We start from the raw sequence: 22,446 nt of genomic DNA, 5'->3' as shown, positions 1-22,446 counted from the left end.
ACACTATCTACTTACCGTAAAGATAGCGTCTATCATCGAAAGTACTCACCCATTCGGGGCGGAAAATGACCAAACTGGTAATTAACATCCCAGAGAAAAACCCCTCAACCAGCATCATCATCGGCAGAAAGGGGAGATATTTGGTCGAGAGAAACTCCCAGCTATAACTCTCAGTAAGGAGCAGCAGGCTAGCTGTCGAACCTACCGCTAACAGCAGCGAGAGGCCGCCACACAAAAAGCCGTTTAACAACACATAGATGAAAAAGTTGTGCGGCAGATGCGACTGCGCGACCTTTAGCAGCGTATAGCTAAACAGAATAGGGATAATGACCGAAATCAGCCCACTCCAGCCCAGAGCCGGCCAGAGCATATCGCTCACCCCAAAGGTCACTAGCAAAATGAGCGTTAGCGCCATTAACGCAAACTGCCAGCCGAACATCAGCGTAAAGAGGGTCGCCCCTAACAGATGAAAGCCGAGACTGGGATGGAGCCCAATTTTTAACTGCCACACCACTGAGAGCAGCGCAGTACTGAGCAGTAAAATATTGAGATTTTCCAGCGAACGCACCTTATGCCAAGGGGCTGTGAACAGCGAAGCTAGTAGCACCGCCCCATAGAGCAGATAGCCGCCTATCGCCACTGCCATAGAGAAAAGATTGGCATCAAGATTCATAAGATCTAATGGATATGATCCCGTAGTCGTGAACGCAGCCTACCATGGGCCTGACTCATTAACTGGCTGATTCGAGACTCACTCACCTCCAGAATCAGTCCAATCTCCTTGAGGTTAAGGTCCTGCTCGTAGTAGAGCGACATAATGAGCTTCTCCCGCTCCGGCAGATGTTCAATGGCATCGACCAACCCCTCCTGAAACTGAAAATCTATTAGGTGTTCGCTGGGGGTTAAGTCACTACTGGCGTGGCGCTCAAGCGGATCGTCCCCCTCCTCATCGACAGTCAAAGTCTCAAGACTGGTCATGCGGCAGTTGGTATGGTCTTGTAGAATCTTATGGTATTCCTCCAGCGCCAGCCCCATCTCCGCCGCCACTTCACGATCTGAGGCGTCTCGCCCGAGCCTCCCTTCGACTCGGTTAATCGCCTCGGTCAACTCCCGCGACTTGCGATGCACCGATTTGGGTACCCAGTCGTTGCGACGCAACTCATCTAGCATCGACCCGCGCACTCGAATAGTGGCGTAGGTCTCAAACTGTGCCCCCTGCGACTGATCGTACTGCACCGCAGCGTCGAGTAGCCCCATCATGCCAGCCTGAATCAGATCATCGACCTGAACGCTAGCTGGCAGGCGACCGATAAGGTGGTAGGCTATCTTTTTTACCAGTGGCGCATGCTGGTTGACCAGTTGGTCACGGTTAAGTTGTTGAAGGCCTTTGGCATCGTACATGGCAGGTGTCGTATCCATTTCGGGTTGTTCGAAGTGGGGCAGATTTTGCCATAAAATTGCCCCTGTAGCACCCCAAAAGCGCGAATATTGGCTATAATCGCCCCCATCTTGGGTAGAGAGCCGTTGCAAGAGGCCTACCCACCTCTATTTTTTGCCAGGAGAGCGCCTTGAGACCGTTTCAGCTTACCCCATTACCGCACGCTCTTTTGCTATGAGCCCTCCCCCCTTCGCCCCCTCAACCTGTGGTTTATGGCGGCTGCTGGCGATTCTGCTCTACGACTCCCTACTGCTGTTCGGGGTGATCTTTATCGCCCACTGGCTGCTACTGCTGCTGCTTGGCCCTGAACTAACCGGCTCCGGCCATCCGCTGCTTTTTCTCTATACACTGCTGGTGGCGTTTCTCTTTCTCGGCGGGTTTTGGACCCACGGCGGACAGACTCTGGGCATGAAGGCGTGGCGGGTTAAGGTGGTTAATCTCAATGGTGAGCCGCTTAGCTGGAGTATGGCCGCGATGCGATTTATCGCCGCCTTGGTTAGCTGGTCGCTGCTCGGTCTCGGTTTCTTGTGGATAGGGGTTGATCGCGAACAGCGGAGTTGGCACGATATCCTCTCTAAAACCCGCCTAATTAGGCTCTTTGAGTAAATCTTGAGCAAACTGGAGTTCATCGCCATGCCCCGTTCCCTGACTCTCTTGTTACTGCTATCGCTGCTGCTCCTTAGCGGCTGCGCGTCAACGGTCGTCACCACCTACGGTGCAGAGGCGATTCAGCTTGAGTTAATCCCCCCCATTAAGGCGCTACAGGATTGTCGCGGACTAGAGAAGGGCTCAGCGAGGCTACCGAAAGCCGTTGTGGTGACCGGTTTTAGTATGGAGCCACAACACGGCTCTGCCGATCTGCCCGACTACCAGCTCCATTTCGGTCGAGCACTCAAGGAGCGGCTGCTCGAAACTGGCCAGTTTTTAGTGCGTGATGCGCTCCATTTGCGGCTAACTCCACGCAATTTGGCCCCTAATGGGGTCGATGATGTCGATAACCGACAGCAGATTCAGTCTCTAGCGCGGGAGTTTAACGCCCAGTTAGTGGTCGGGGGAGAGGTGCTCGATACTCGCCTTAAGCCGGCGAAGGGGCTATTTAGGGAGCATAACCGCCACCTCTCGGTTCGATACGATATCTATGATGGCTTCTCCGGTCTGCTGCTACAGAGCTTTATCAATGGCGTTGAAATCAGTGATACCGAGGCCAATACCGTTTTTCCTCTGTTAGAGCACGGCTTCTATCGTACCTTAACCGGACAAGGGAGCGATCTGCTACTCGCTAGCCACCTAGAGCAGACCCAAATTATCTCTAGCTGCCTCCCCCTTATGGCGCACCTCATTGTGCAGGATCAAAACAGCGTGGTGCTAAAACTAGGAATGCGGAGTGGTTTAAAACCCGGAGATCGCTTCTCGCTAATTCATGGGATTGAGGTCGATGTTGATCCTAAGGGCAATTCGCTCTACGAATATAGAGCGGTCGCCGACTTTATTGTGACCAATGTACAGCCCGATCTGACCTTTGGCCGACTCGACAGTGTCAACAGTCACTATCTTCTCGACCGCTACGGCTATGCTATCGGTTGGTAGGGATGGGGTAGATGGCGGCAATCACTCGCGGTGGCGCAACAGACTTTTAGCTTCGTCAACGACCTCGTTTAGATCGGCGGTATCAAGTAGGTTGCTATTAGGATCGATGCCGGTACGACCAAACGCAGTGACACCGCTCCAGTTCTGCTGCATTAGCGGATGAGCCGTACCGATATAGCTCTGTAGATTGGCCACAATCACCACATCGGTCAGATCGGCTCGTCGCCCTTCACGACTCTCGCGGTCGAGTATTTCGTGCTCAGCCACAGCGATCGTAATCCGTTCGGGGAAATCCCATGCGGTCAAAATCACCCGCCCTAAATAGGTGTGATATTTACGAATCACAGCCTCAAGGATTCGCTCGTCTTTTAATAGCTGTGGGTGCTGTTCGGCATGGGTTAAAATTGGCAGCGTACCGATATCGTGAATCAGGCCGGCGAGCAGCGCCTCTTCAGCTGAGAGGTGGGGAGTGTAGCGACTCGCCACCATATAGGAGATCGCCGCAACCGCCGTACTGTGCTCCCAGACCGCCCGCAACCGCCTAGCGGTCGCGGGGTGTTTCGGCTCAAATAGCTGCTCAATCACGATAGCGGTCACCACATCGCGCACCATCTTCAGCCCTAGACGATTAACCGCCCGTTCAACCGTCTCCACCCGCTTCGAGCCTCGCATTAGTGAGCTGTTTGCAATCAGAACTAGCCGCGCGCTAATCGCCGGATCGCTGCCGATAACCTGAACAATCTCCTTTAGTGCAATCTCAGGATTATTAATCGCCTGACGGATTCGCACCACCACATCGGGCAGAGTGGGCAGAATGAGCGTCCCTTTTTTTAGTTCGGCGAGTAGTTCGGCAATGAAGGCTTTGGCCAGCTCACTTGCAGTCGAATGTGTGGTATTGGAACTCATGTCAATGTTTTACTGTTCCTAAAAACCTAAGCAAAGTTGCTCATGGCAGTTTTTCGGTAATTCGCTCTCCGTTGATAACACCCGTACGGGCGAGCAACTGGAGTCCTGGTTGAGCAGTCCCAACCGGAGGCGCTCAGTCCGTGCTTGCAAGATCGTCTTCACCTGTCGGTACGGCATGAACCGATCGATGTCAAGATCGGACAACCGTGCCAGCACGTTTCGCGCAGCGTTCTGGTCTGCCTGCAACACAACCCCGTCGAAACAGTAAAACCGATCCCCCTGGCGTTTGCCGAGTAGGCATCCGTTGCGGGAATCAATTTGCGATGTGTAGGCAGGATTGACCAGAACGACCGCAGAACCTCTGCGGCTTGAAACACTATCAAGTGCTTCGGCAATGACGCCTTTCGTCCAGCTTGCCAGCCGACGATTGACGTTCTTGCCGAAGGACTTGCCCGACATCGGGGCGGTGAGGTCTTCCGCCGCAATCACGGCGGCTTTATCAACAACCTTATGAACCGACTGAAACACCACATCACGGATGCTTGCATGGGTTTTGTCCATCTGCCGGTTTAGCTTTTTGCGCCCAAGGTTAAAGCGACGAATGTGCTCGCGTTTATGCGGGTTACGGGTCGTGTTGGCGAGCGCTCGCAGTTTTGATCGGCGCTGATATTTGGCTTTTAGCTTATCGGATTGTTCGGTCAGTACTTGACCGAGCTCCTGGCCGTGGTGATCGCCGTCTGAATCCACAAGCACTTCGGAGTAGCCTTTATCAATGCCGAGGGTGCGCTTGCCGCAATCCTGTTTGGTTTCGACATTAACGGTGGTGTGAACCTCAATACGGTCATCGTCTTTGATAATGACGCGCAGAGTGCCAGTTGGCGTGATCGTGGTATTGAGCAAAATGGCGATACGCTGACCTTTAACAAGGCCGGGGATCTTGATCCAGACGCACCCACCCAGGAGGAAGGTAGTGTAATTATCTGAACGGACAATAATCTGGTTATGGGTATGGTTATGGCCATGATGCCAGTGCTTACGCATGAGCCGGCGCAGATAAGAATCGCCCGTCCATTCGTTGCGCTTGAGGGCAGTGAACAGGCGTTTTTGCTCGGCTTCGTCCCGGGTGTGACGAAAGACAGATTGGCGAACCTTAACCTTGGCCGCTTCCATGCAGGCGGTGATGTTGCCCTTCGCATCGCGTAGGGTCTCTTTCCAAGCGTTGGCGGAAACCGGAAAGGCGCGACCTTCCTTCAGCCAGCCATCGCGAATCTTGCGATCCGAGAGACCCACGCCACCGACCGACCCAAACCTCTGCCAGACCTCGGTACGCACTTGGCCAAGCCGACGCGCCTGCTCGCGCAATGCGGCGACTTTGCCCTTGTTCGGGCGTTTTGCGTTCAAAACTCGCGTGACCTTCATTCGCACACATCCTTTGGTAACTGAATGGGACTATCGGGAAAATCCTCCTTGATCTGCTGCTTGTACTTGCGCATCCGATACAGTCGGCAACTGAAGGTATGCACAATCGCCAGTAAATCCTCAACCATCTCTTGCTCAGGGGAGAGAGACTCCTGGTTCACAACGACTATCTCACAGCCATTTTCTGCTGCGATATGCGCCAACAAATCGAAGCCAAAGCGCATCAACCGATCCTTGTGGGCAATCAGCAGTAGGCGCACTTCCCCACGATGAATCCGATCGACCAGAGCGAGAAAGCGCTTGCGCTTGAAGTTCATCCCGCCGCCGATTTCTTGCACCCACTCATCGACCGCAATCCCTGCGCCCAGACAGTAGGTTTCCATCGCTTTGACCTGGGAGGCAAGATCGTCTTTTTGTCCCGCACTGGAGACTCGGCAATACACCACCACATCTCGCCTCTTAGGCGCCCCGCCCAGCATCAGGCGAACATCGGACTCATCGAAATACCGATGCCCCGATGGCAGGCGCTTGGACTGCAACTTCCCCTCTCTTTCCCAACGCCGCACGGTTTGCACTGACCGCCCAATGCGCTTAGCAAACTCACCTATGCTGTATCTACTGCTCATAACACGTAATTATAGACATATTCGAGTATAAATCAAGCAACTGTTAATTGCTCCCTGCTCTATTTTTAACCCTCTTGAAATCCCCCTCCGGCCATCCTATCTTAGGGACTCATCTACGGTTTTAAAAGGAGACCTAACTTCATGCGACACAAATGCCTGCTCTGTAACTATGTCTATGATCAAGAAAAAGGCGACCTAGAACACGGTATCGCCCCCGGCACAGCGTGGGAAGATATTCCCGATGATTTCGTCTGTCCCGACTGCGGTGCTAGCAAACACGATTTCGAAGTGGAGTAGAGTACGCTGTCTCAGCCTTTTGACGAGAGTGATATCAAAGGCTTCAATTTAAAGCGGCTCTTTAATCCGAGCCGCGAGCTTCACCAACTCACCTTTGTCAAGCTATCGCTGCCGACGCGCATCGCTCTGGCTATCTTACTCCCTTGGCTACAGCTCTATACGCTCGGTCGTCCTCTCTCTGCTGTCGCCTGTTTATTGCTACAAACTACCCTAATTGGTTGGTTTCCCGCCATGGCTTGGTCGCTCTACGCTCTCTCCCGCCACCGCGATACCCCATCGGATGATCTGCAGCAGGCACTTGAGATTGCCCTCCACCGAGTCAGTCACGACCACCGCGCCCCGCCTGAAGTGATGCTCAGCTATGCCGAGGCAGTCGCGGAGGAGAAGCAGGAGATGCTTCCAGAGTGGGCGCGACAGAGTCGCGCCGCCTGTCAACTCTGGTTAATGGCTAACGATTAGGCTATCAATGGCTGTCATAACTAGCCGATGCTAGTCTCTCCCACCTGCTCCCAATACTCCGGCGGAAGCTCCGAGGCGAGTTTAATCGCCCCCTCACAGCCGGCATAGATAACATCATCCACCAAACTGATACCGACCCGACCAAATTCGGCTAAACCGTCACCAATCATCTGTGACAGACCGCTAATGCGCGACCCACCCCCAGCAAGGATAATATTGGCCACCGCCAGCTCTTGATAGGAGGGATCAAACGAGGCTATCAATTTAGCAGTCCGTTCGACCACTTCCGAGATAATAGACTCACAGGCAAGACGAATATCTTCGGTAATATCGACCTCGACCGGCTTGCCGTTTTGACGCAGCGTCACCACCACCTTTTCGGCCGGCACCCCGACAAAGGCGTAGCGCTCCTTGAGTTGGCGCACCAGATATTTGGTCACTTGTACTTCGGGATAGCGGCGCTGAATCGACTCCATCAGCAGTTTATCGATATAGTCACCCGCTTTAATCATACTATCTTGATCATCCCGCTGCGGTAGCTGCCCTTTTAGAGCACAAATATCGGTCGTACCAGCACCGATATCGATCACAATACTATTCACCAATTTCTCAACCCCGTAGGCGACCAAAAACGGCTCTGAGACTACCAGCGCCACATCCATCACCTCACGCGCAAAGCGCAGCACCATCTCTTTATTGACATTACTCGCATTGGCCGGCACACCGATAATGCCGCAAATTCGCTCCCCCTCTTTCGGATCAGCCATCTGTACTGTGTGGGCAATCAGTTTACGCGCCGCATCGCTCTCCCGATCCGCACTCTCTTTAAAAACACCATCTTCAAGCGGATAGGTCACATCCAGATAGCTCTTACCGCACGCCTCATCGCCAACGACAAAGCTATCGCCTAGGAGGCGTACCCCAATCAGATCTCGCGGATAACCCACCGCAGAGACAAAATTAGCCCGAGTGCCACGATTGGTAATGATGGCACTTCTGGAAGTACCCAGATCGATGCCAATAAACAGATCACGCTGTTCCATATCTCTCCCTCATATCGGTTTTAGTCGAATTACTGTTGCGTTAAACGCTATACCAAGTCAAATCGATTCTCTTCGAATCAGCTCCTGCATCTCTTGCTGCAGCTCCTCTAACCAGCCCACCGTTTCTCGCTTAGACGCTAGCGTCTGCTCTTGCTGCTTCGTTATAGCACTCGCCCCACTCCCCACGGCGACCACCACCGAAAGACTCCCCGGTGTCAAACCACTATCGAGCGCGATGGAAACGGTCGGCAGCTCATTTAGCCAAAACGGAGCCATCTCAGCTCTGCTATCTGTAATCAGCGCCCCCTGAATAATTTGCGCCGCCATACTGTGCGCATCACTCTCTTCTGCGACTAGAAATCGCTGCTGTAACAGAGGCTCTGCTAGCACGCTCATACCTAAATCACCACGCGGTTGCAGAGTTAACGAAAGGGGTCGAGCGGCAGGTAGCGATTGAGACGCCGTCCCTGACGATAGAGACTAACCCGAACCGAATCCCCGCCGACAAACGCCCCCTCACTAGCTAAGCGTAACAACTGTTGCGGATGGTTGACCCTTTGCCCGTTAACTTTAAAGATAAGATCGCCTGCTTGAATATCTGCCTCTGCGGCAACGGAATTGGCCGCTACTCCACTGACAAAAACGCCGTTATCGTTCGGCACCAACTTAGCACCAGCAACATAAACTGGCGCTTGTGGCGATGGCTCTGCTCCTCCCCTAGCCACTCCTAGCGCAACCGGTCGGGAGCTCGGGGTGAGAACAGACGGGGAACGGGTATCGTTGATCGCCAGCACCGTTTTGTCAGCCTGATAGGGGAGATATTTAAATTCATAAACATAGGTAGAGGCCAAAATTAGCGCTGCCGCGACCCCCATCATATAGAGATAGCGACGGTTGCTACGCCCACAGGCAGGAAGGGTATCCGTTTTATTCACGGCAGAGTCTCACCTAGAGAGCGGGGTTAGTTAGAACGCAACGCCACTTCGCCCATCTGCTCCCAATAGTCGGGCGGAAGTTCGCTAGCCAGTTTAAGCGCCCCCAAACAGCCATTAAAGAGCACATCATCCATAGTCGTGACCCCCACCTCCCCATAGGCTTGTAGTCCATCGGCTATCGCATCGGCCAGCCCTCTGATCCGACTCCCGCCACCGGTTAGGATAACATTAGCTACCGCTTCGGCCTGATCATCAGGGCTAAAAGTGGCAATGAGCTTTTCGGTCTGCTCCAGAAGCTCTGGTAGTAACGACTCACACGCCTGACGCAACTCATCGGTCACATCAACCTCGACCGGTCGTCCCTCCTCTCGTAAAGTAACCATCACCCGTTCACTATTAGTCCGCTTAACAAAGCTGAACCGCTCCTTGATCTGACGCGCCATCGACTGACTCATCTGAGTTTGGGGATAGCGAACCGCCACGCTTTCGGCAAAGATTGCATCGATCTCGTTGCCGGCCCGAATTAGACTCACCTGATCACCCGAGCGCGGTACATGACCCTTCATCGCACAAAGATCTATCGTTCCAGCTCCAAAATCGATCACAATGGCATTTGTCAGCTTTTCGATCGCATACGCTGAGAGAAACGGCTGCGACATAACTAACGAAATATCGAAGTGTTCGCGTGCAAGATCGAGCACCATGCGCCGATTGACCTTACTAGCCCCCGCCGGGACTCCTATCACCGCACAGAGCCGCTCCCCCTCTTTGATGTCGGCCTGCTCAACGATATGGACAAAGAGGCGTCGAGCCGCATCGCGCTCTCGTTCTCCCCCCTCTTTGAGTAGTCCATTCTCCAGAGGATAGACTAGGTCAAGATAGCTCTTGCCTAGCGCATCGCTACCGACAATATGTGACTCACCTAACAGTCGTACCCCAATTAGATCACGCGGATAACCTACCACGGAACTAAAACTCACCTGGTGTTGGCGATTAGTCACTAACGAAGTTTTGGCGGTACCTAAATCGATACCTATCAGAAGATCACTCTGTTGCACTTGTCTGCTTCCGTTTTTTTAACAGGCCACCGGCCTTTTTAACAAACCCAGCGCTATCTTGTACCGAATAGCGCACACCCATGACGGCATAGTGGCTCGCTGCGGCAAAGGGTGCTACCACACTTCCGACGATTTGCAACATACCACTACCGACCGACTCTACCGCAATCGGTTGGCAGGTCACCCTGACCTCTTGACTCTCGACTTCAGGCTCTGCTATTGAGGTGAGTCGCAACGAATCGACCTTATCTAGTGCATCACTAAAAGCCTCATCGTCTATGTCACTCTCCATCTCCATCTCTACCTCCCTCTCAACTTGATCAGCAGTCATCTCGATCTCTTCTACCAACTCACCCTCGATCTCAGGCTCAGTCTCAGTTTCAGCGCCTCTATCTACTTCAATGCCACTTTCAGCCCTAGACCGTTCGATCCGCCCATAGAACTGCTGCAGATGATCACAGAGCAGCTCAATGTCAGGAGTTAACTCCCGATATTCAGGCTGTGGTTCGTGATACTCTTCCGTCGGCTCTTCGGGCTCTTCTGGCTCTTGCTCGATCTCCTCGTGCGGCGGTTGATTAACTAGCAAGAGACTCTCCTCCTCTATGGGATCCTCGGGCGGACTCTCTGTTGACTCTCTCTTCTCCACTATCTCTTGTCCCTCTTGCACTGGTAACTCGCTCTTTTCCTCCTGTTCAGCCCCTTTTTGTTGCTGCTTATTCTCATCTTGCTGCTGTTTAACCAACGCAGCATAGCGGCTCATCCAAGCCATTCGCTCAGCGTGTTCTGCCTCAATCGCCGCAGGATCAACCTCTACCGGTTTTAAAACCGCAGCGGTATCAGAGGAGAGCTCTTCAATACACACCTCCTCAATAGACACCTCTTCATTTAGCAACGGTAACTCATCAGCAACAGCGACGGGTGCAGATAATTCGTCCGTTGCCACCAAAGCAGCGTCGATACCCTCCGCACCCTTTTGAGGCACAGGATAACTCTCTCTATCAAGCTCGCTGTCGGGATGAGCTTCGGGTCTCTCGCTCCCGTCCCCCTCCCCCACAGTACGACGCTGCAGAAAAAGCGCCTGCGCTTCAAGACGGCGCTGCTGTGGGCGACTCTGCTGCTGTTGCGATTCGCCCTCTTTGCGATACCGAAACGGGTTACCGGACTCTGGAGTACGCTCCCGTTTCACCGTCGCAGGTGTTGCTTGGGTGACCGCTTCGAGACGACGGTTAACTAACATCGCACTATGCAGCTGCTGTTGTCTGACAGCACTACGACTGCTCGTCGCAATCTTAGGGGGCTCGGCAACGGCACGCTTTAACAGGGTACGAGCTGCATCGGCAATCGGTTTTTGCCAGTCAGGAACTAGATTACTGCGCTGGGGTAGCTGCCGTTTACGCTCTCGCAGCTCTCTCTCCTGCCGCTCTTTCGCTTGAATCCCCTTCAACATCGGATTGATGGCCCTCTCAGTGGGTGCTTCAATCTCGCTCACTCTCTGTTCAGTCTCCATTCTCTTCTCGTCAGGTATCGTGCTATATTTTGGCGCTTCTGTGTTCGACCGTTGCTTTGGTTGATAGACTCGTTGGCCTATTTGAGTCGATTTACGGCGATGTCTTCTCTCAGAACGGGGTTCGCGATTCACGCCGCTCTACCTACTGTAGTGTCAAATAGAGGTTGCGGCCGTTGCGTTCGAGCAGCAGCAGGACTCCTTGCGATATATCAGCTCCGTTAATCGCCGACTCTAATGTCGCCATATCGGTGACGGGTTGACCATTAATCCGTTTCAGCAGATCACCTTTTTGCAATCCATTCGCTTCAGCAACCGAGTTACGATCCACATCACTGATCCATGCCCCCTGCTTACCCATGAGCTGCGGATTTTTCACAATTAGCGCATCAGTCACCGGTTTTAACTCCATACCGAGCCAACGCATCTCGTTACCAGCACCCGTCTGCTGCTGCGCTAAAGTCGCTGTTGCACCGCGACTAGGCTGCTGTAGCTGCCCCGAATAGACCAAGTAGAGATTGCGCCGCTGTCCTCCGCTATAGACCCCTAGGCGGAGATTATCTCCCACCTGATAGGTCGCGGTACTGGCCATCAACTCGTCCGGACTGAGTACCCAGCGGCCATTCAGTTTAAAGATGATATCCCCGGCATGGAGACCTGCTCTAGCGGCAGCGGTATCGGGATAGACCGTCGTCACAAAGGCACCATCCTCTACTTGGGCATTAATTCGTTGAATAATAACGGGGGTTAGGGGCTCCAATACCGCTCCGTCAAAGTAGATTTGGGCCGCAACCGTATTCGCTACCACCATCGGTAGGGGAAACGGTACCGCTCCCCCCTGTGCCTGAGTAAAGGCGGCCGGCTTCCAGCGACCGGTGCCATTAATTTGGTGACAAACAGCGCAATCGACCTTATCGCGACCATCGCGGCGGTGGTTCCCCGGAATCGGGGCATCAGCCGTAATCGGTGGCCCCTGTTGAGCCGCTACATTTTGTCCCATCGCCCCCCCCATGGCACCTGGCCAGGCGACCGGCTTCCAGCGACCGGTGCCATTAATTTGGTGACAAACGGCGCAATCGACCTTATCGCGACCATCGCGGCGGTGGTTCCCCGGAATCGGGGCATCAGCCGTAATCGGTGGCCCCTGTTGAGCCGCTACATTTTGTCCCATCGCCCCCCCCATGGCACCTGGCCAAGCAACACCATTAGCCTGTGGCGGATTCGCCCCACCGACGATCTGATGGCAAGTGGTACAGGCCATCTGGTTACGACCATCACTATGGCTTCCCGGTGGTGTGGCATTGGCTCTAATCGGTGGCGCGGCCACAGCGGCAATCGTCTGTCCTAAGGTTGCACCGCCGCCCTGCCAAGCGACTACCTGCTGTTGTTGCCGCCCTCCTCCCCTTGCCTGCATCTCTGGCGGCACATGCTCAGCAATAAACTCTTTAACCTTATTGACTGGAATAGCAAAGCCGATTCCAGAGAAGGCACCATTAGGTGTATAGATAGCGGTATTGATCCCAATCAATTCACCATCGCGATTGATCAACGCACCACCCGAGTTACCTTGGTTAATCGCCGCGTCGGTCTGAAGTAGCTGTTCATGGGTCACATTCTCGATCATCACCGATTTGCGCAGACCGGAGATAATACCCCGACTCACCGTCTGGTCTAGGCCGTATGGGCTTCCAATAGCCAATACCGAATCGGCAATATCGACTCGTGAACTATCCCCAAGCGGAATCGGTTTCATTAAAGTATCGGGACGGATCTTTAACAGCGCCATATCTCGCCGCTCATCAATCTTAACAATCTCGGCACTATAGCGCTGAGTCCCAGTATCACTAAACACGGTAACTGCAATACCGGCGCTATCTTTGATGACATGGTAGTTAGTCACAATAAAGCCATCAATACTAACCATCACCCCAGAGCCGACGCTCTCGACGCTAGTACCACTAAAGGGGTTAGCAAAACGGGCCGTTCCGCCATCCTGCTGCACCTGAGAGGGGCTATGGGTGCGCACAGAGTTAATGTTGACTATCCCCGGCCGCACCCGACGCACGATTTGAGCAAACGGAATCTGTCCCTCAATTTCTACCCGGTTGCCTTGCTGCACACCCTGCGGCATCATGGGCTGAGTAGGGGGGAGCTGCGGCTGTTGCAGCGCCATATTCCCTTGTGGATTAGGGTTAGCTGGACGATTTTGATCAATCGGCTGCATCACGGCCGCTACATTATTACCTTGGCCTTGAGTACCGCCCCCCTGTACTAGATGGCAGCTACTACAGACCATCTGTGCTCGGCCATCTTGTCGATGCGAGGCTGGAGGGACGGCATTAGCCGCAATCACCGGCGGTGTACCGGGTTGAGCTGCAACATTGGCCCCTTGCGGCCAACTGTTACCTACGCCATTTTGCGCCATAAAAGGCATCTGATTAGCAGTGCTAGGTTGAGCCATGGCAGCGATATTGGCTCCATTTGCCGGTGCGTTCATCAATCCATTGACCGGGGTTATCCCCTGAGCCGCCGCTTGACGGGCCGGTAGGTAGTGAAACTCGTAGATGTAGGTCGCCGACAAGATCATAATCGCCAGCGCAGCCATGATATAGAGATATTTGCGATTATCTTTGCCGCACTTCAACCCCTCGTCGATCTCATTGCGGCTCTCATTCATCAGTTCAATCATGGTGCCCTACCTATCCTCTCCTTCGATCTTAGAGCTATCGTTCGTCTCCTCTCTCGCGGAGGAGCGTTGCATCAAATCGATGTCATCCAGCTGCTGCTCCCTCCGAATCGCCGAATCATCGAAACGCTTCACCCGACTCACCCCCGCCATGAGCGCGACCAATCCGAACAGGATTAAGAGCAGCGGCACCGCTCCACGCAAAAACTCCTCTACCGAGTACCACCATACCGCCATCCCCCATAGTCCCATGGAGAGTGCCAGTAGTCCAACGATTATATTCGGCATATCAGTATCCTGTGAGTCATCATTTAGATTGAGTCATATCGAGCGAATCATCAACTACCAGCGCATCCAAGTCGGTCTCCACCGGTTCTCGTTCACTCTTTAACAGCGTAATAGCGTAGAGCATGATAAGTAAATTTCCAACGCCGGTAAAGACAAACGGTGCATAAGGGCCAAAGAGATCAAACAGAAAGCCGCCGATTTGGACAAAAAAGATGATCCCAATCCCCCCGACGGTATTGAAGGCCCCTAGCACGGTACCTCTCATTGAGGAGGGGGAGAGATCGACAGTTAAAACCTGAGGAGCTAACAGGGTACCGGCTTGGCCAATCGCCAACAGCACAGCGGGAATAAATATCCCCCAGTCATAGGGATTAACCACAAAAAACATCGCCATAAAACCGCTACTAGAGAAGAAGAGCCCCAGCGCCAACGCCGGAATCCGACCATAACGCTGAATAAACCACCCCCAAAACGGTATTGAGAGCAGAATCACCAAGCCAATCAGCGCCACCGTCATCCCGCCCCTAGCGGCGGCCTCCTCGTGTGACATACCGACCACATCGGCGAAATAGACAAACCAGAGCATTAAAAAGAGGCCGACAAGCACCATATCGTTGCGCGAAGCAAACGCCGACATAAAGGTAAGTCTAAGACGCCGATCCCGCTTCACCAACTGCCACACCTTACGCCACGGAATCTCCTCCTCCTCATAGCGGGTCGCGACATCAACCAAAATCTTGCGTGAGAGCCAAGCCCCCACAAAGGCGACCAGAGGAATTAACAGCATACTGACAGTTAGGCCGGCATACTTAGGGAGTTGCATCAAAATACCATAGACCAGTGTTGCACCAAAGGCCATCATAAAGGCCATATTTGCCATCAACTTTGCCCGATTATGTGGGGTCGAGAAGTCACCCCCCGCAGCGGCTAACTGTGGCCAGACCGCTGTTGTACCGAGCGACATAAAGACCCGCATCAAGTAGAAGATAGCTAACCCACTCACCCCCATAACGGCTCCCACCTCAAGGCTAAAGGGGATAATGAGTGCTGCAATGCCGGCCAAAATAAAACCATAGAAGACCACTTTAGTACGGCCATAGATATCGGAGAGGTAACCTAGATAGCCGATAACGAGCAGATCCATTATTTCGGTCAGCACCTGAACATTAGCATTAATGGCGCCAGCATCTTCGAGCGGAATATTGAGCACGCTGCGCAGATAGATAGGCTGCAGCGCCAAAATCATGGTCATAAAGATCATGCACAAAGCTGCAATCAGGTAGAGGGCATTTCGATGGTGATCTTCAACACTCATAAACAGTTAACGAAGGACAGTAAGTAGCTACAGACAACAAAAGAGCTGCCCGAACAGAGGGCAGCTCCAGACACTAGGGCAGACAACCAGTCGGGCCGACCTATCGGCCCAAGCCAAGTTATAACATAGTTGAGAGCCTATAGACAATCGGTAACCGCCACGCACGAAACAGCATCACCGAAACAATTCCCATTAGGGAGTAGATCATCACCATCAACGCCAAAAAGCCAAAGGCCAACTTTCCCAGACCGGGGATATAGAGCATAAAGATCGCCACAATCCCGATGATCCAAATCACCAGCCCTTGACGCGCGTGAAAATTGACATACTCATCGCTACGATTTGAGACCAGAGGCACAAACACCAGTACCCCCAAGTAGCTAAATAGCGACATAATTCTGGAGTGCATGCTGCGATCTGTGTGAACAACAACCTCAACGGCCATAACTTATCTTCTCCTGTATTGGTTCAAACTATTATTGAACTTTAATCTGTTAAGCCTTAATCGATGGCTACCACCTAGCTCTCCTCAGAGAGCTAGGCTAGGCCGCTATCGAGCGCCTCTTCGACTTGAAAGGCGTGCTCCTGCTCTTTCGAACTCTGCTCCGCTTCGGTTTTACGGCTACGCACATAGCCATAGACCGCCAGTGCCGAGACTCCCCCTAGTAGAGCGAATCCCCAAACACCCATCCCTAGCCCTAGCCCAAGCCCTTTACTACTCCAACCCGCTGTGGAAGCGGTAGCGGTACCATTAGCGACAGCAGAGCTACCGTTGCTAGCCATGGCAACTGTCATCATCTTAGGCGTTGTTGACATCGTGGCTGCGGCGGTGACCATTTTGGCTCCCCCCATTTTAGTTGCGCCTCCCATAGCGGCCTTGGCTCCCATCGCTTTAGTTGCCCCGCCCATACAAGCCGCGCCCCCTTTAGCACCTGTCGCCATTTTGGCTCCAGCAGCCGCCTTGGCCGCCCCACCCGCACCCGCTTTGGCTCCGACGGTGGCTTTAGCTACCCCTCCCGCCTTAGCTCCTGTAGCGGCTCCCCCTTTCATAGCGCCTGTCGCGGCCCCTTTTTGGGCCATCACGGTTGCGCCATCCTTAACCACTGCCCCTTTAGCGACAGTGGCACCCTTCATCACTGTTGCATCTTGGCCGACAACGGCCCCTTTGGAGACAGTCGCCATTTTTCCGATAGTGGCATCTTGACCAATAACCGCCCCCTTAGAAACAGTGGCTCCCCCTCGAACCGTTGCATCGGCACCCAAGGTCACCCCTTTACCGATGGAGGCCCCCTTACCGACAGTCGCGCCCTCACCCACGATGGCACTTTCACCCACCGTGGCACCAGCCGAGACAGTCGCTCCCTTACCTATCACAGCAGAGGGATCGATCATCGCCATGGGGCTCACCGTTGCCCCCTTGGCAATCATCGCCCCTTTGCTCATCGCGCCCCCTTTGGCAGCCATCGCCCCACCCGGTGCGGCGGCGGCACCCTTCACTCCGGTGGCACCGGCCGTTTTAGCGGCAGCCGCCTTGGCCATCGCTCCCCCTTTTGCTCCACCGGCTGTGCCCGCCTTAGCGCCTGCCCCCATTTTGGCACCCGCAGCATTACGAGCCGCCTCCATCTCCATCTCAGGCATCGGCATCGCGCCTCCCATGGCACCCGCTTTAGCTCCTCCTGCCGCCCCCGCCTTAGCGCCTGCCGCATTGCCTGCCCCCATTTTGGCACCCGCGGCATTACGCATCGCCTCGGCCTCAATTTCGGGGCGATTCAAATTACCCAACATCGCATTGGTTGCCGCACCGTTCTGTTGTCCTGCCAACATAGATCTACCCCCACATTTGGTAAAACATCTAACTTAAAAACCTTACTACTTAAATAGGACTTGTTCATCTTACAATTTTGCCCCTACCCCCCAGCAGAGAGTGGCTCGAAAGGGGAGACAACGAAAAAGTGAACAAGCCAATCAAATGCAACCAATTTACATTCGTAAAAAAATTTGTTTCGTAATTACAATCATTTAAAGCGTTACACCCAAGTATGATAGCGACCGCAACACCCATTGACAAGCATTTTTTAGCCCGCACGCCATCCCCCTTCCCGTCAAACATGGGAGAGTTAAGGCGTGGCGAGGCGATCGGGTAAGGGCTGACATCTCTTCAGCCCTCCCCACACCACCCTGCGTGCGGCTCCGCACAGGGCGGTTCATTTAGCATGATGAAGCTTAACCCATCCGGGTTATAGCTAAAGGCTGGCTTCATTTCGCCACGCTGAGTCGCATCACCGCCGGTCGGCGTTTGTTCGTTCAAGTCGCTCATGGCTCCTCCTTTATCTAAATGTTCAGCCCTTCACCTTGTCCTGCCCATTACAGCAGGCGTTTGGCTACTATGGCCTCTGCTGACTTCTGCTTAATCTCCTCATCGGTTGCCCCATGAGGCGCTATCGCTTTCCATCTATTTGCTCTCCCTTCGTCGATGGATTCAAAGGGGCCGAGATTGATAAACCTGAACCTCAACAGGTCTTTTCACGATCGCTTGTTAAGCAGACCTCCCCGGATAAGAACATGAACTTTCTCTGCACTGCTGCATCATTTACGCTGTCCGTTAGATCACACGGCTTCGATGTCTTGTGCCATCTCGCCTCCAGAATACGCCTCAGATGATGTTCTTGTTCATCAGCTCGCAGTTTTGCGGCCGGCTTCCTTCAGACCTCTCCTCGCGGATTAGCCCTTGCCTTTCGCTAGTAGTTATCGTCTTTTCACTCCTCAGTGAATAACGGTGACCTTCCTACAGAGGACTTTCACCTCATTAGCTCATGCCCATGCCGGGCGTACACAAAAAATAGAGTTGGCTATTGCCAGATAAAGGGGCTCTTCTTGACCGGTACCATGACGACGATATCGTGGCATTTGATGCAGCGCCCCGCAGGGGGGTGAGGGCGTTTGGAGACCGGTTTAATCGGTGGCCCCATCTTCATTAGATTTTTACTTAAACTCTCCATCACAGCTCCGTAGGGGGTCTTAAACTGGGAGCCTGGCTCTGCTCCCCCTGTAATAAGATGGCAATTAATGCAGGGGCCAACATAGGGGTGAGGCAGCCGCTCCTGCATCGTGATATTGGGAATGTGGGTAATTGTCATCGGTTGAAACTGATCTTGGGGCATCACCAAATCGCCAGCCCCTTCAATTAACCCCGGCTCAGTCGGTTTAGGAAGACGCCCCATAAATATGGTATGCAGTGCTCGTTCCGGCTGCTCTGTGAGCACCATCTGCCAAAAGGCGACAAAGCCAACAATCAACAGCAGTACGAGCACCACGCCCGCCCGTTGTTGCCATCTGTGACGACTTAGCTCCATCTAGCCAATTTGATCAGTCCATAACGCTAGGCCATCGACTGTTCGTAGCCGACAACGCACTCCGTTGACGATAATATTTTTAGCATAGAGCAGATTAGTCGCACCCGTGGTATCGAAATTAAACGCCTCGCCCTCAACCATCAACCCCTCTGCCAGAGTACACCCCTGAAACTGAAGGTACCACTGCGGTGCGAGCGATATCTCAATCTGGCCATTGAGTCCATCACTTACCATAATATGCTGCTGTCCCCAGCCATTCTGCCCCATATTAAGTAGCTGCTGAATGCGTCCATGGTATGGTTGAGCCTGAACAGCCTGAGTCGGCTGTAGTTGAGCAGCTGCCCACCCCTGTGGCTGCGGCGCTGGCACCACCTGCGACTGTTGTGGCGAGAGAAAACGGTTCACATTGGTAGCGGCAGGAGCGATCGCACTGGCAGGCTGTTCGTTAGCCGTTGTCGCCGTTATCTCTCTCTCTGGGGGGGGCGATGGGAACGATTCAGGGATTAGGGCTATCACGCTAATCACTACAAAAAACAGCACCCCGACCACAAAAATAGCGTGTTCGACTCCCAACTTAGACTGCATAGCTTAACCCCCGTGTGAAGGAATCAACGGTTTGTCGCTACGGCGACCAACCAACTCCACGGGTGTGTAGAGCACCAAGACATCTTTGACATGGACAAGCTCGTAACGAATCTTCTCCTCCACCCAGTCACCAATCTGGTCGGCCTCTTTAACACTCAATTTTCGATCAATTTTGATATTGATTTCAACATAGAGCTCCTCACCAATATTGCGGCCACGCAGGTAGGCGATCCCCTCCACCCCCTCAATCTCACTCACACCGTCATAGACTAGCTTCAGATCATCAATCTCCATTGAAGAGTCCATCAAGCCATTAATGGCATCGGTATTAAGCTCAACCCCAATACGAATAACCATAAAACCGACCGCAATCGCGGCAAGGTTATCGGCAATGGGAAAGCCCATCACCGCAATCACAATGCCCACCAGCACGGCCACAGAGGAGAGCGCATCGGAGCGATTATCCCAAGCATTAGCAATAATCGCCGGACTGTTGTTCTCCTTGCCGACACAGCTCTGATAGCGATACATCAGCTCATTCGTTAATGCCGACAACCCCGCGCCTAATACGGCCGCAGCATTAGGGGAGCTGATGTCACCTAACATAATCGCCATAAATGACTCATAGATGAGATAGATCGCCCCTAAAATCAGAATAATTCCCACGATAGAGGAGGAGATAAATTGAATATTGCCATAGCCGTAGGGGTGTTGATCATCCGCTGGGCGATTGGAGATTTTCAGGCTCATCATCGTTACGCTACTAGCAACCACATCAGCCCCAGAGTGCATCGCATCGGCAATTAGAGCGGCACTGCCTGTCATTACCCCCAGTAAACCTTTGTAGATCATCTGGGCGATATTGACGAAAAAGGCCCACCAGACCACTTCATCACGGCATTGTCTGCAATGTTCAAATTTCATTTTTTCAAATATTCCAATATGTTGTAACCGGGAATACGGAAATTGCGCCCAATCAGACGCCCCTTAATTTGACCCGACTCCAGCAGGCTGATCACCTCTTGGCGCTCTATGCCCAAAATTCGGGCGACCTCTCTGGTATCATACACTCTCTCCGGCTTTACAATCTGCCGACGATCCTGATGCTCATCACTGACCTGTTTAACGGTATAGATAAAGCTAAATAGTGTGCCAATACGGGTGATAACTGTCCAGAACAACGCTACTCTCCCCTGTTATCTTCTATCTGGATCACGACCGCTCCCTCTTCGTCTCCTCCTCGCGGCTTCGGTTCGACGCGGGTGTCGGGAGGTATCGCGCCCGCTAGCGCCTCTTCGGGCTCATCCATTTGAGGTGCCTGAATCAGGGTTTGTAGCCTCTTACTCTCTGCTCTATCCTCTTTGGATGATCCGGTATGGGCACCATGACTCGACACGACTGGTAGTAGCATCTCAAAGTGGTCAGAGTGGATCTCAGGACGCCGATCAGCCCCCTCTTCAGCATGAAAGTAGTCAAACCGCTCAAATTCGGTCAATTTAGCCAACATATACCAAGGAAAACGGGAGATTTCACGATTAAACATCAAAATCGTCTCCTGATAGATCATCCGCCGATCAGCAATACGATCCTCAATCTCCACCAGTGAAGACATCATGTGAGCATAAGTTTCAGACGACTTAATATCGGGGTAGTTCTCCACTAACCCGAGCAGACGACCAATACTCGCCTCTAATCCGCCACTCTCCATCGCAGAGAGGGCATCACCAATATCGGTTAACTGGGGATTGTCGCTATAAACCAATGTCTGCTGTAGCGACTGCTCTACCTCAGGGGGGAGCTGTAACTTTTTGATAATCTGTTTGCGCACATCCGCCACATGGGAGAAGACCGCATGTTCTAAGGCGGCGTGATTCAATGTCAGCTTAAGTAGATTCTCAAACAGGTTACTGCGGCGCTGAAACGCCCCTTGCAGGTGGCCATACTTGGCATAGACCTCCTCCTGCATGGTAACAAAGCTGTTATATTTAAAGAGGAAGGTGGCGGTTAAAAAGAGCAGCATCAAAAACGAAACCACCATAATCGTCCGTACCGCCGGCATCTTCGGCACATGGAAACGACGATTAACCTCCTCGTGGTAGAGCTCTCGCAACCGCTGTTGCGACACTCTTATCCGCTCGTTAGGATTCGGGGCATAGTCAGCCATAACAGCGCCTAGCGTACCACCGTCTCTGTCTCAACCGCACGGGGCGTAAGTTGCAAATGTTGTAACTCCCGCAATATCTTATCATTCGGTTGCGATAGCGGCGGCTCTGCCTCCTCTTTCGAGGCCACAGCCCCCTCTCCTCGCAGTTGAGATAACTTCTGTTGCTGGCGCTGTTCAGCGTCGTGATCTTCTAGCGCCTGATAGCAGCGCAGCAGCCCTTCATGAGTTGCGATGTGATCTTTATCGAGAATCAGCGCCTTCTCATAGACCGAAATCGCCTGTACCCACGCCTCATAGTAACAGTAGCCCTCTGCAAGGGTTAGATAGTGCTCCAGCTTTTGCGGTTCCCCTTTTACCTGCTCCATCAGCAACATTAAGTAGTTTTCTCGCTCATCAAGCTGTTGATAGGCGGCCAGCAGAATCGTGTTAATCCGCTTCAGATCCTCCCCTTGTTGCTGCTGCTGACGAATTCGCTGCAAAATCTCAACACCCTGCTGCCCCTCGCCAACTTTTAACAGGCTCACCCCCAGATAGGTCGCCATCTCGCTATCGTCAGGCCGCACCCTATAGAGTTGGATTAACACCTCAGCCGCTTGGCGGTAGCGCCGCCCTCTAGCATGACCAATACCTCTATCGCGAAAATAGTTATATTTTAACTCATCATCGACAGTAAAAATTTGGTGAAACCCATCAACGATACTTGCCGCTAATCGCTGCAGCAGCGTAGAACCGGCTCTGAGGTAGAGCCCAATCAGATCGGAGAGATCCGTGTGAATATTCATT

24 protein-coding genes and 1 pseudogene are annotated in these 22,446 nt (G+C 53.1%); 4 read left to right on the top strand and 21 right to left on the bottom strand.

Annotation, left to right across the window (positions count from 1 at the left end; genetic code table 11):
* Positions 1-7 precede the first annotated feature (7 nt).
* Together D5085_13265 and D5085_13260 are read right to left on the bottom strand one after the other, a co-directional pair.
* A complete protein-coding gene (locus tag D5085_13265) occupies positions 8-673 on the bottom strand; it encodes a hypothetical protein (protein ID QEP44001.1) in 666 nt (221 codons plus the stop codon).
* Positions 674-678: 5 nt separating this feature from the next.
* Complete coding sequence (locus D5085_13260) at positions 679-1,401, bottom strand: RNA polymerase sigma factor FliA (GenBank protein QEP45162.1); 723 nt, start codon at positions 1,399-1,401, stop codon at positions 679-681.
* A gap of 211 nt (positions 1,402-1,612) precedes the next feature.
* Here D5085_13260 and D5085_13255 point away from each other — a divergent pair, with 211 nt between their 5' ends.
* Together D5085_13255 and D5085_13250 are read left to right on the top strand one after the other, a co-directional pair.
* The gene (locus D5085_13255) at positions 1,613-2,044 is read left to right on the top strand and encodes an RDD family protein (GenBank protein ID QEP45161.1); all 432 of its coding nucleotides are present in this window, start codon (positions 1,613-1,615) and stop codon (positions 2,042-2,044) included.
* 27 nt (positions 2,045-2,071) lie between these two features.
* Positions 2,072-3,025: a hypothetical protein gene (locus D5085_13250; protein ID QEP44000.1), complete on the top strand. Its 954-nt coding sequence runs from the start codon at positions 2,072-2,074 to the stop codon at positions 3,023-3,025.
* A 21-nt stretch (positions 3,026-3,046) separates the two neighbouring features.
* Here D5085_13250 and D5085_13245 read toward each other — a convergent pair whose 3' ends face one another.
* From D5085_13245 to D5085_13235, 3 genes are read right to left on the bottom strand one after another with little or no spacing between them, the layout of a single operon-like run.
* Positions 3,047-3,931, bottom strand: a complete 885-nt coding sequence (locus D5085_13245; GenBank protein ID QEP43999.1) for an HDOD domain-containing protein — start codon at positions 3,929-3,931, stop codon at positions 3,047-3,049.
* 18 nt (positions 3,932-3,949) lie between these two features.
* Positions 3,950-5,350 carry a transposase gene (locus tag D5085_13240; protein ID QEP43998.1) on the bottom strand — a complete coding sequence of 467 codons (1,401 nt, stop codon included), beginning with the start codon at positions 5,348-5,350 and terminating at the stop codon, positions 3,950-3,952.
* Positions 5,347-5,976, bottom strand: a complete 630-nt coding sequence (locus D5085_13235) for an IS607 family transposase (protein QEP43997.1) — start codon at positions 5,974-5,976, stop codon at positions 5,347-5,349. The genes D5085_13240 and D5085_13235 overlap by 4 nt, the downstream gene beginning before the upstream one ends.
* 141 nt (positions 5,977-6,117) lie before the next feature.
* Between D5085_13235 and D5085_13230 the strand changes: the two genes are divergently transcribed.
* A complete protein-coding gene (locus D5085_13230) occupies positions 6,118-6,273 on the top strand; it encodes a rubredoxin (protein QEP43996.1) in 156 nt (51 codons plus the stop codon).
* Between the two features lie 108 nt (positions 6,274-6,381).
* A pseudogene (locus D5085_13225) lies at positions 6,382-6,540 on the top strand (YqaE/Pmp3 family membrane protein).
* Between the two features lie 212 nt (positions 6,541-6,752).
* Here D5085_13225 and D5085_13220 read toward each other — a convergent pair.
* The 16 genes from D5085_13220 to D5085_13145 all read right to left on the bottom strand — a co-directional run bounded on the left by D5085_13220 (position 6,753) and on the right by D5085_13145 (position 22,445).
* Positions 6,753-7,775 (bottom strand): hypothetical protein, encoded by a 1,023-nt coding sequence (locus tag D5085_13220; GenBank protein ID QEP43995.1) that lies wholly within the window; start codon positions 7,773-7,775, stop codon positions 6,753-6,755.
* A 57-nt stretch (positions 7,776-7,832) separates the two neighbouring features.
* Positions 7,833-8,171, bottom strand: coding sequence for a hypothetical protein (locus tag D5085_13215; GenBank protein ID QEP43994.1), 339 nt, complete (start codon positions 8,169-8,171; stop codon positions 7,833-7,835).
* A 26-nt stretch (positions 8,172-8,197) separates the two neighbouring features.
* Positions 8,198-8,710 carry a PDZ domain-containing protein gene (locus D5085_13210; protein ID QEP43993.1) on the bottom strand — a complete coding sequence of 171 codons (513 nt, stop codon included), beginning with the start codon at positions 8,708-8,710 and terminating at the stop codon, positions 8,198-8,200.
* A 26-nt stretch (positions 8,711-8,736) separates the two neighbouring features.
* Positions 8,737-9,768: a hypothetical protein gene (locus D5085_13205; protein ID QEP43992.1), complete on the bottom strand. Its 1,032-nt coding sequence runs from the start codon at positions 9,766-9,768 to the stop codon at positions 8,737-8,739.
* A complete protein-coding gene (locus D5085_13200) occupies positions 9,755-11,275 on the bottom strand; it encodes a hypothetical protein (GenBank protein QEP43991.1) in 1,521 nt (506 codons plus the stop codon). Before D5085_13200 ends, D5085_13205 begins: the two co-directional genes overlap by 14 nt.
* Before the next feature lie 142 nt (positions 11,276-11,417).
* Positions 11,418-13,961, bottom strand: coding sequence for a PDZ domain-containing protein (locus tag D5085_13195; GenBank protein ID QEP43990.1), 2,544 nt, complete (start codon positions 13,959-13,961; stop codon positions 11,418-11,420).
* 6 nt (positions 13,962-13,967) lie between these two features.
* Positions 13,968-14,246: a hypothetical protein gene (locus D5085_13190; protein QEP43989.1), complete on the bottom strand. Its 279-nt coding sequence runs from the start codon at positions 14,244-14,246 to the stop codon at positions 13,968-13,970.
* Between the two features lie 19 nt (positions 14,247-14,265).
* Positions 14,266-15,561: an MFS transporter gene (locus D5085_13185; GenBank protein QEP43988.1), complete on the bottom strand. Its 1,296-nt coding sequence runs from the start codon at positions 15,559-15,561 to the stop codon at positions 14,266-14,268.
* 118 nt (positions 15,562-15,679) lie between these two features.
* Positions 15,680-15,970 (bottom strand): hypothetical protein, encoded by a 291-nt coding sequence (locus tag D5085_13180; protein ID QEP45160.1) that lies wholly within the window; start codon positions 15,968-15,970, stop codon positions 15,680-15,682.
* Positions 15,971-16,098: 128 nt separating this feature from the next.
* Complete coding sequence (locus tag D5085_13175) at positions 16,099-17,385, bottom strand: hypothetical protein (GenBank protein QEP43987.1); 1,287 nt, start codon at positions 17,383-17,385, stop codon at positions 16,099-16,101.
* A gap of 1,025 nt (positions 17,386-18,410) precedes the next feature.
* Complete coding sequence (locus D5085_13170) at positions 18,411-18,875, bottom strand: hypothetical protein (protein QEP43986.1); 465 nt, start codon at positions 18,873-18,875, stop codon at positions 18,411-18,413.
* A 39-nt stretch (positions 18,876-18,914) separates the two neighbouring features.
* A complete protein-coding gene (locus tag D5085_13165) occupies positions 18,915-19,499 on the bottom strand; it encodes a hypothetical protein (protein QEP43985.1) in 585 nt (194 codons plus the stop codon).
* A 3-nt stretch (positions 19,500-19,502) separates the two neighbouring features.
* Complete coding sequence (gene mamB, locus D5085_13160) at positions 19,503-20,423, bottom strand: magnetosome biogenesis CDF transporter MamB (GenBank protein QEP43984.1); 921 nt, start codon at positions 20,421-20,423, stop codon at positions 19,503-19,505.
* Complete coding sequence (locus D5085_13155; GenBank protein ID QEP43983.1) at positions 20,420-20,680, bottom strand: DNA-binding protein; 261 nt, start codon at positions 20,678-20,680, stop codon at positions 20,420-20,422. The genes mamB and D5085_13155 overlap by 4 nt, the downstream gene beginning before the upstream one ends.
* Before the next feature lie 2 nt (positions 20,681-20,682).
* Positions 20,683-21,663: a LemA family protein gene (locus D5085_13150; protein QEP43982.1), complete on the bottom strand. Its 981-nt coding sequence runs from the start codon at positions 21,661-21,663 to the stop codon at positions 20,683-20,685.
* Between the two features lie 8 nt (positions 21,664-21,671).
* The gene (locus D5085_13145; GenBank protein ID QEP43981.1) at positions 21,672-22,445 is read right to left on the bottom strand and encodes a hypothetical protein; all 774 of its coding nucleotides are present in this window, start codon (positions 22,443-22,445) and stop codon (positions 21,672-21,674) included.
* Between the last annotated feature and the right edge of the window lies 1 nt (position 22,446).

It is taken from the genome of Ectothiorhodospiraceae bacterium BW-2 (genome assembly GCA_008375315.1).
Lineage (GTDB): Bacteria > Pseudomonadota > Gammaproteobacteria > Thiohalomonadales > Thiohalomonadaceae > BW-2.
Note: the sequence above shows the minus strand (reverse complement) of the source record. Positions and strands in the feature narration are given on the sequence as shown.

Bases quoted from the DNA above. Each gene is read 5' to 3' on its own strand.
- D5085_13265 (QEP44001.1), bottom strand. From the start codon at position 673: ATGAATCTTGATGCCAATCTTTTCTCTATGGCAGTGGCGATAGGCGGC.
- D5085_13195 (QEP43990.1), bottom strand. From the start codon at position 13,961: ATGATTGAACTGATGAATGAGAGCCGCAATGAGATCGACGAGGGGTTG.
- D5085_13145 (QEP43981.1), bottom strand. From the start codon at position 22,445: ATGAATATTCACACGGATCTCTCCGATCTGATTGGGCTCTACCTCAGA.
- D5085_13200 (QEP43991.1), bottom strand. From the start codon at position 11,275: ATGGAGACTGAACAGAGAGTGAGCGAGATTGAAGCACCCACTGAGAGG.
- D5085_13180 (QEP45160.1), bottom strand. From the start codon at position 15,970: ATGCACTCCAGAATTATGTCGCTATTTAGCTACTTGGGGGTACTGGTG.
- D5085_13215 (QEP43994.1), bottom strand. From the start codon at position 8,171: ATGAGCGTGCTAGCAGAGCCTCTGTTACAGCAGCGATTTCTAGTCGCA.
- D5085_13235 (QEP43997.1), bottom strand. From the start codon at position 5,976: ATGAGCAGTAGATACAGCATAGGTGAGTTTGCTAAGCGCATTGGGCGG.
- D5085_13240 (QEP43998.1), bottom strand. From the start codon at position 5,350: ATGAAGGTCACGCGAGTTTTGAACGCAAAACGCCCGAACAAGGGCAAA.
- D5085_13165 (QEP43985.1), bottom strand. From the start codon at position 19,499: ATGCAGTCTAAGTTGGGAGTCGAACACGCTATTTTTGTGGTCGGGGTG.
- D5085_13190 (QEP43989.1), bottom strand. From the start codon at position 14,246: ATGCCGAATATAATCGTTGGACTACTGGCACTCTCCATGGGACTATGG.
- D5085_13185 (QEP43988.1), bottom strand. From the start codon at position 15,561: ATGAGTGTTGAAGATCACCATCGAAATGCCCTCTACCTGATTGCAGCT.
- mamB (QEP43984.1), bottom strand. From the start codon at position 20,423: ATGAAATTTGAACATTGCAGACAATGCCGTGATGAAGTGGTCTGGTGG.
- D5085_13175 (QEP43987.1), bottom strand. From the start codon at position 17,385: ATGTTGGCAGGACAACAGAACGGTGCGGCAACCAATGCGATGTTGGGT.
- D5085_13220 (QEP43995.1), bottom strand. From the start codon at position 7,775: ATGGAACAGCGTGATCTGTTTATTGGCATCGATCTGGGTACTTCCAGA.
- D5085_13250 (QEP44000.1), top strand. From the start codon at position 2,072: ATGCCCCGTTCCCTGACTCTCTTGTTACTGCTATCGCTGCTGCTCCTT.
- D5085_13260 (QEP45162.1), bottom strand. From the start codon at position 1,401: ATGTACGATGCCAAAGGCCTTCAACAACTTAACCGTGACCAACTGGTC.
- D5085_13230 (QEP43996.1), top strand. From the start codon at position 6,118: ATGCGACACAAATGCCTGCTCTGTAACTATGTCTATGATCAAGAAAAA.
- D5085_13245 (QEP43999.1), bottom strand. From the start codon at position 3,931: ATGAGTTCCAATACCACACATTCGACTGCAAGTGAGCTGGCCAAAGCC.
- D5085_13150 (QEP43982.1), bottom strand. From the start codon at position 21,663: ATGGCTGACTATGCCCCGAATCCTAACGAGCGGATAAGAGTGTCGCAA.
- D5085_13255 (QEP45161.1), top strand. From the start codon at position 1,613: ATGAGCCCTCCCCCCTTCGCCCCCTCAACCTGTGGTTTATGGCGGCTG.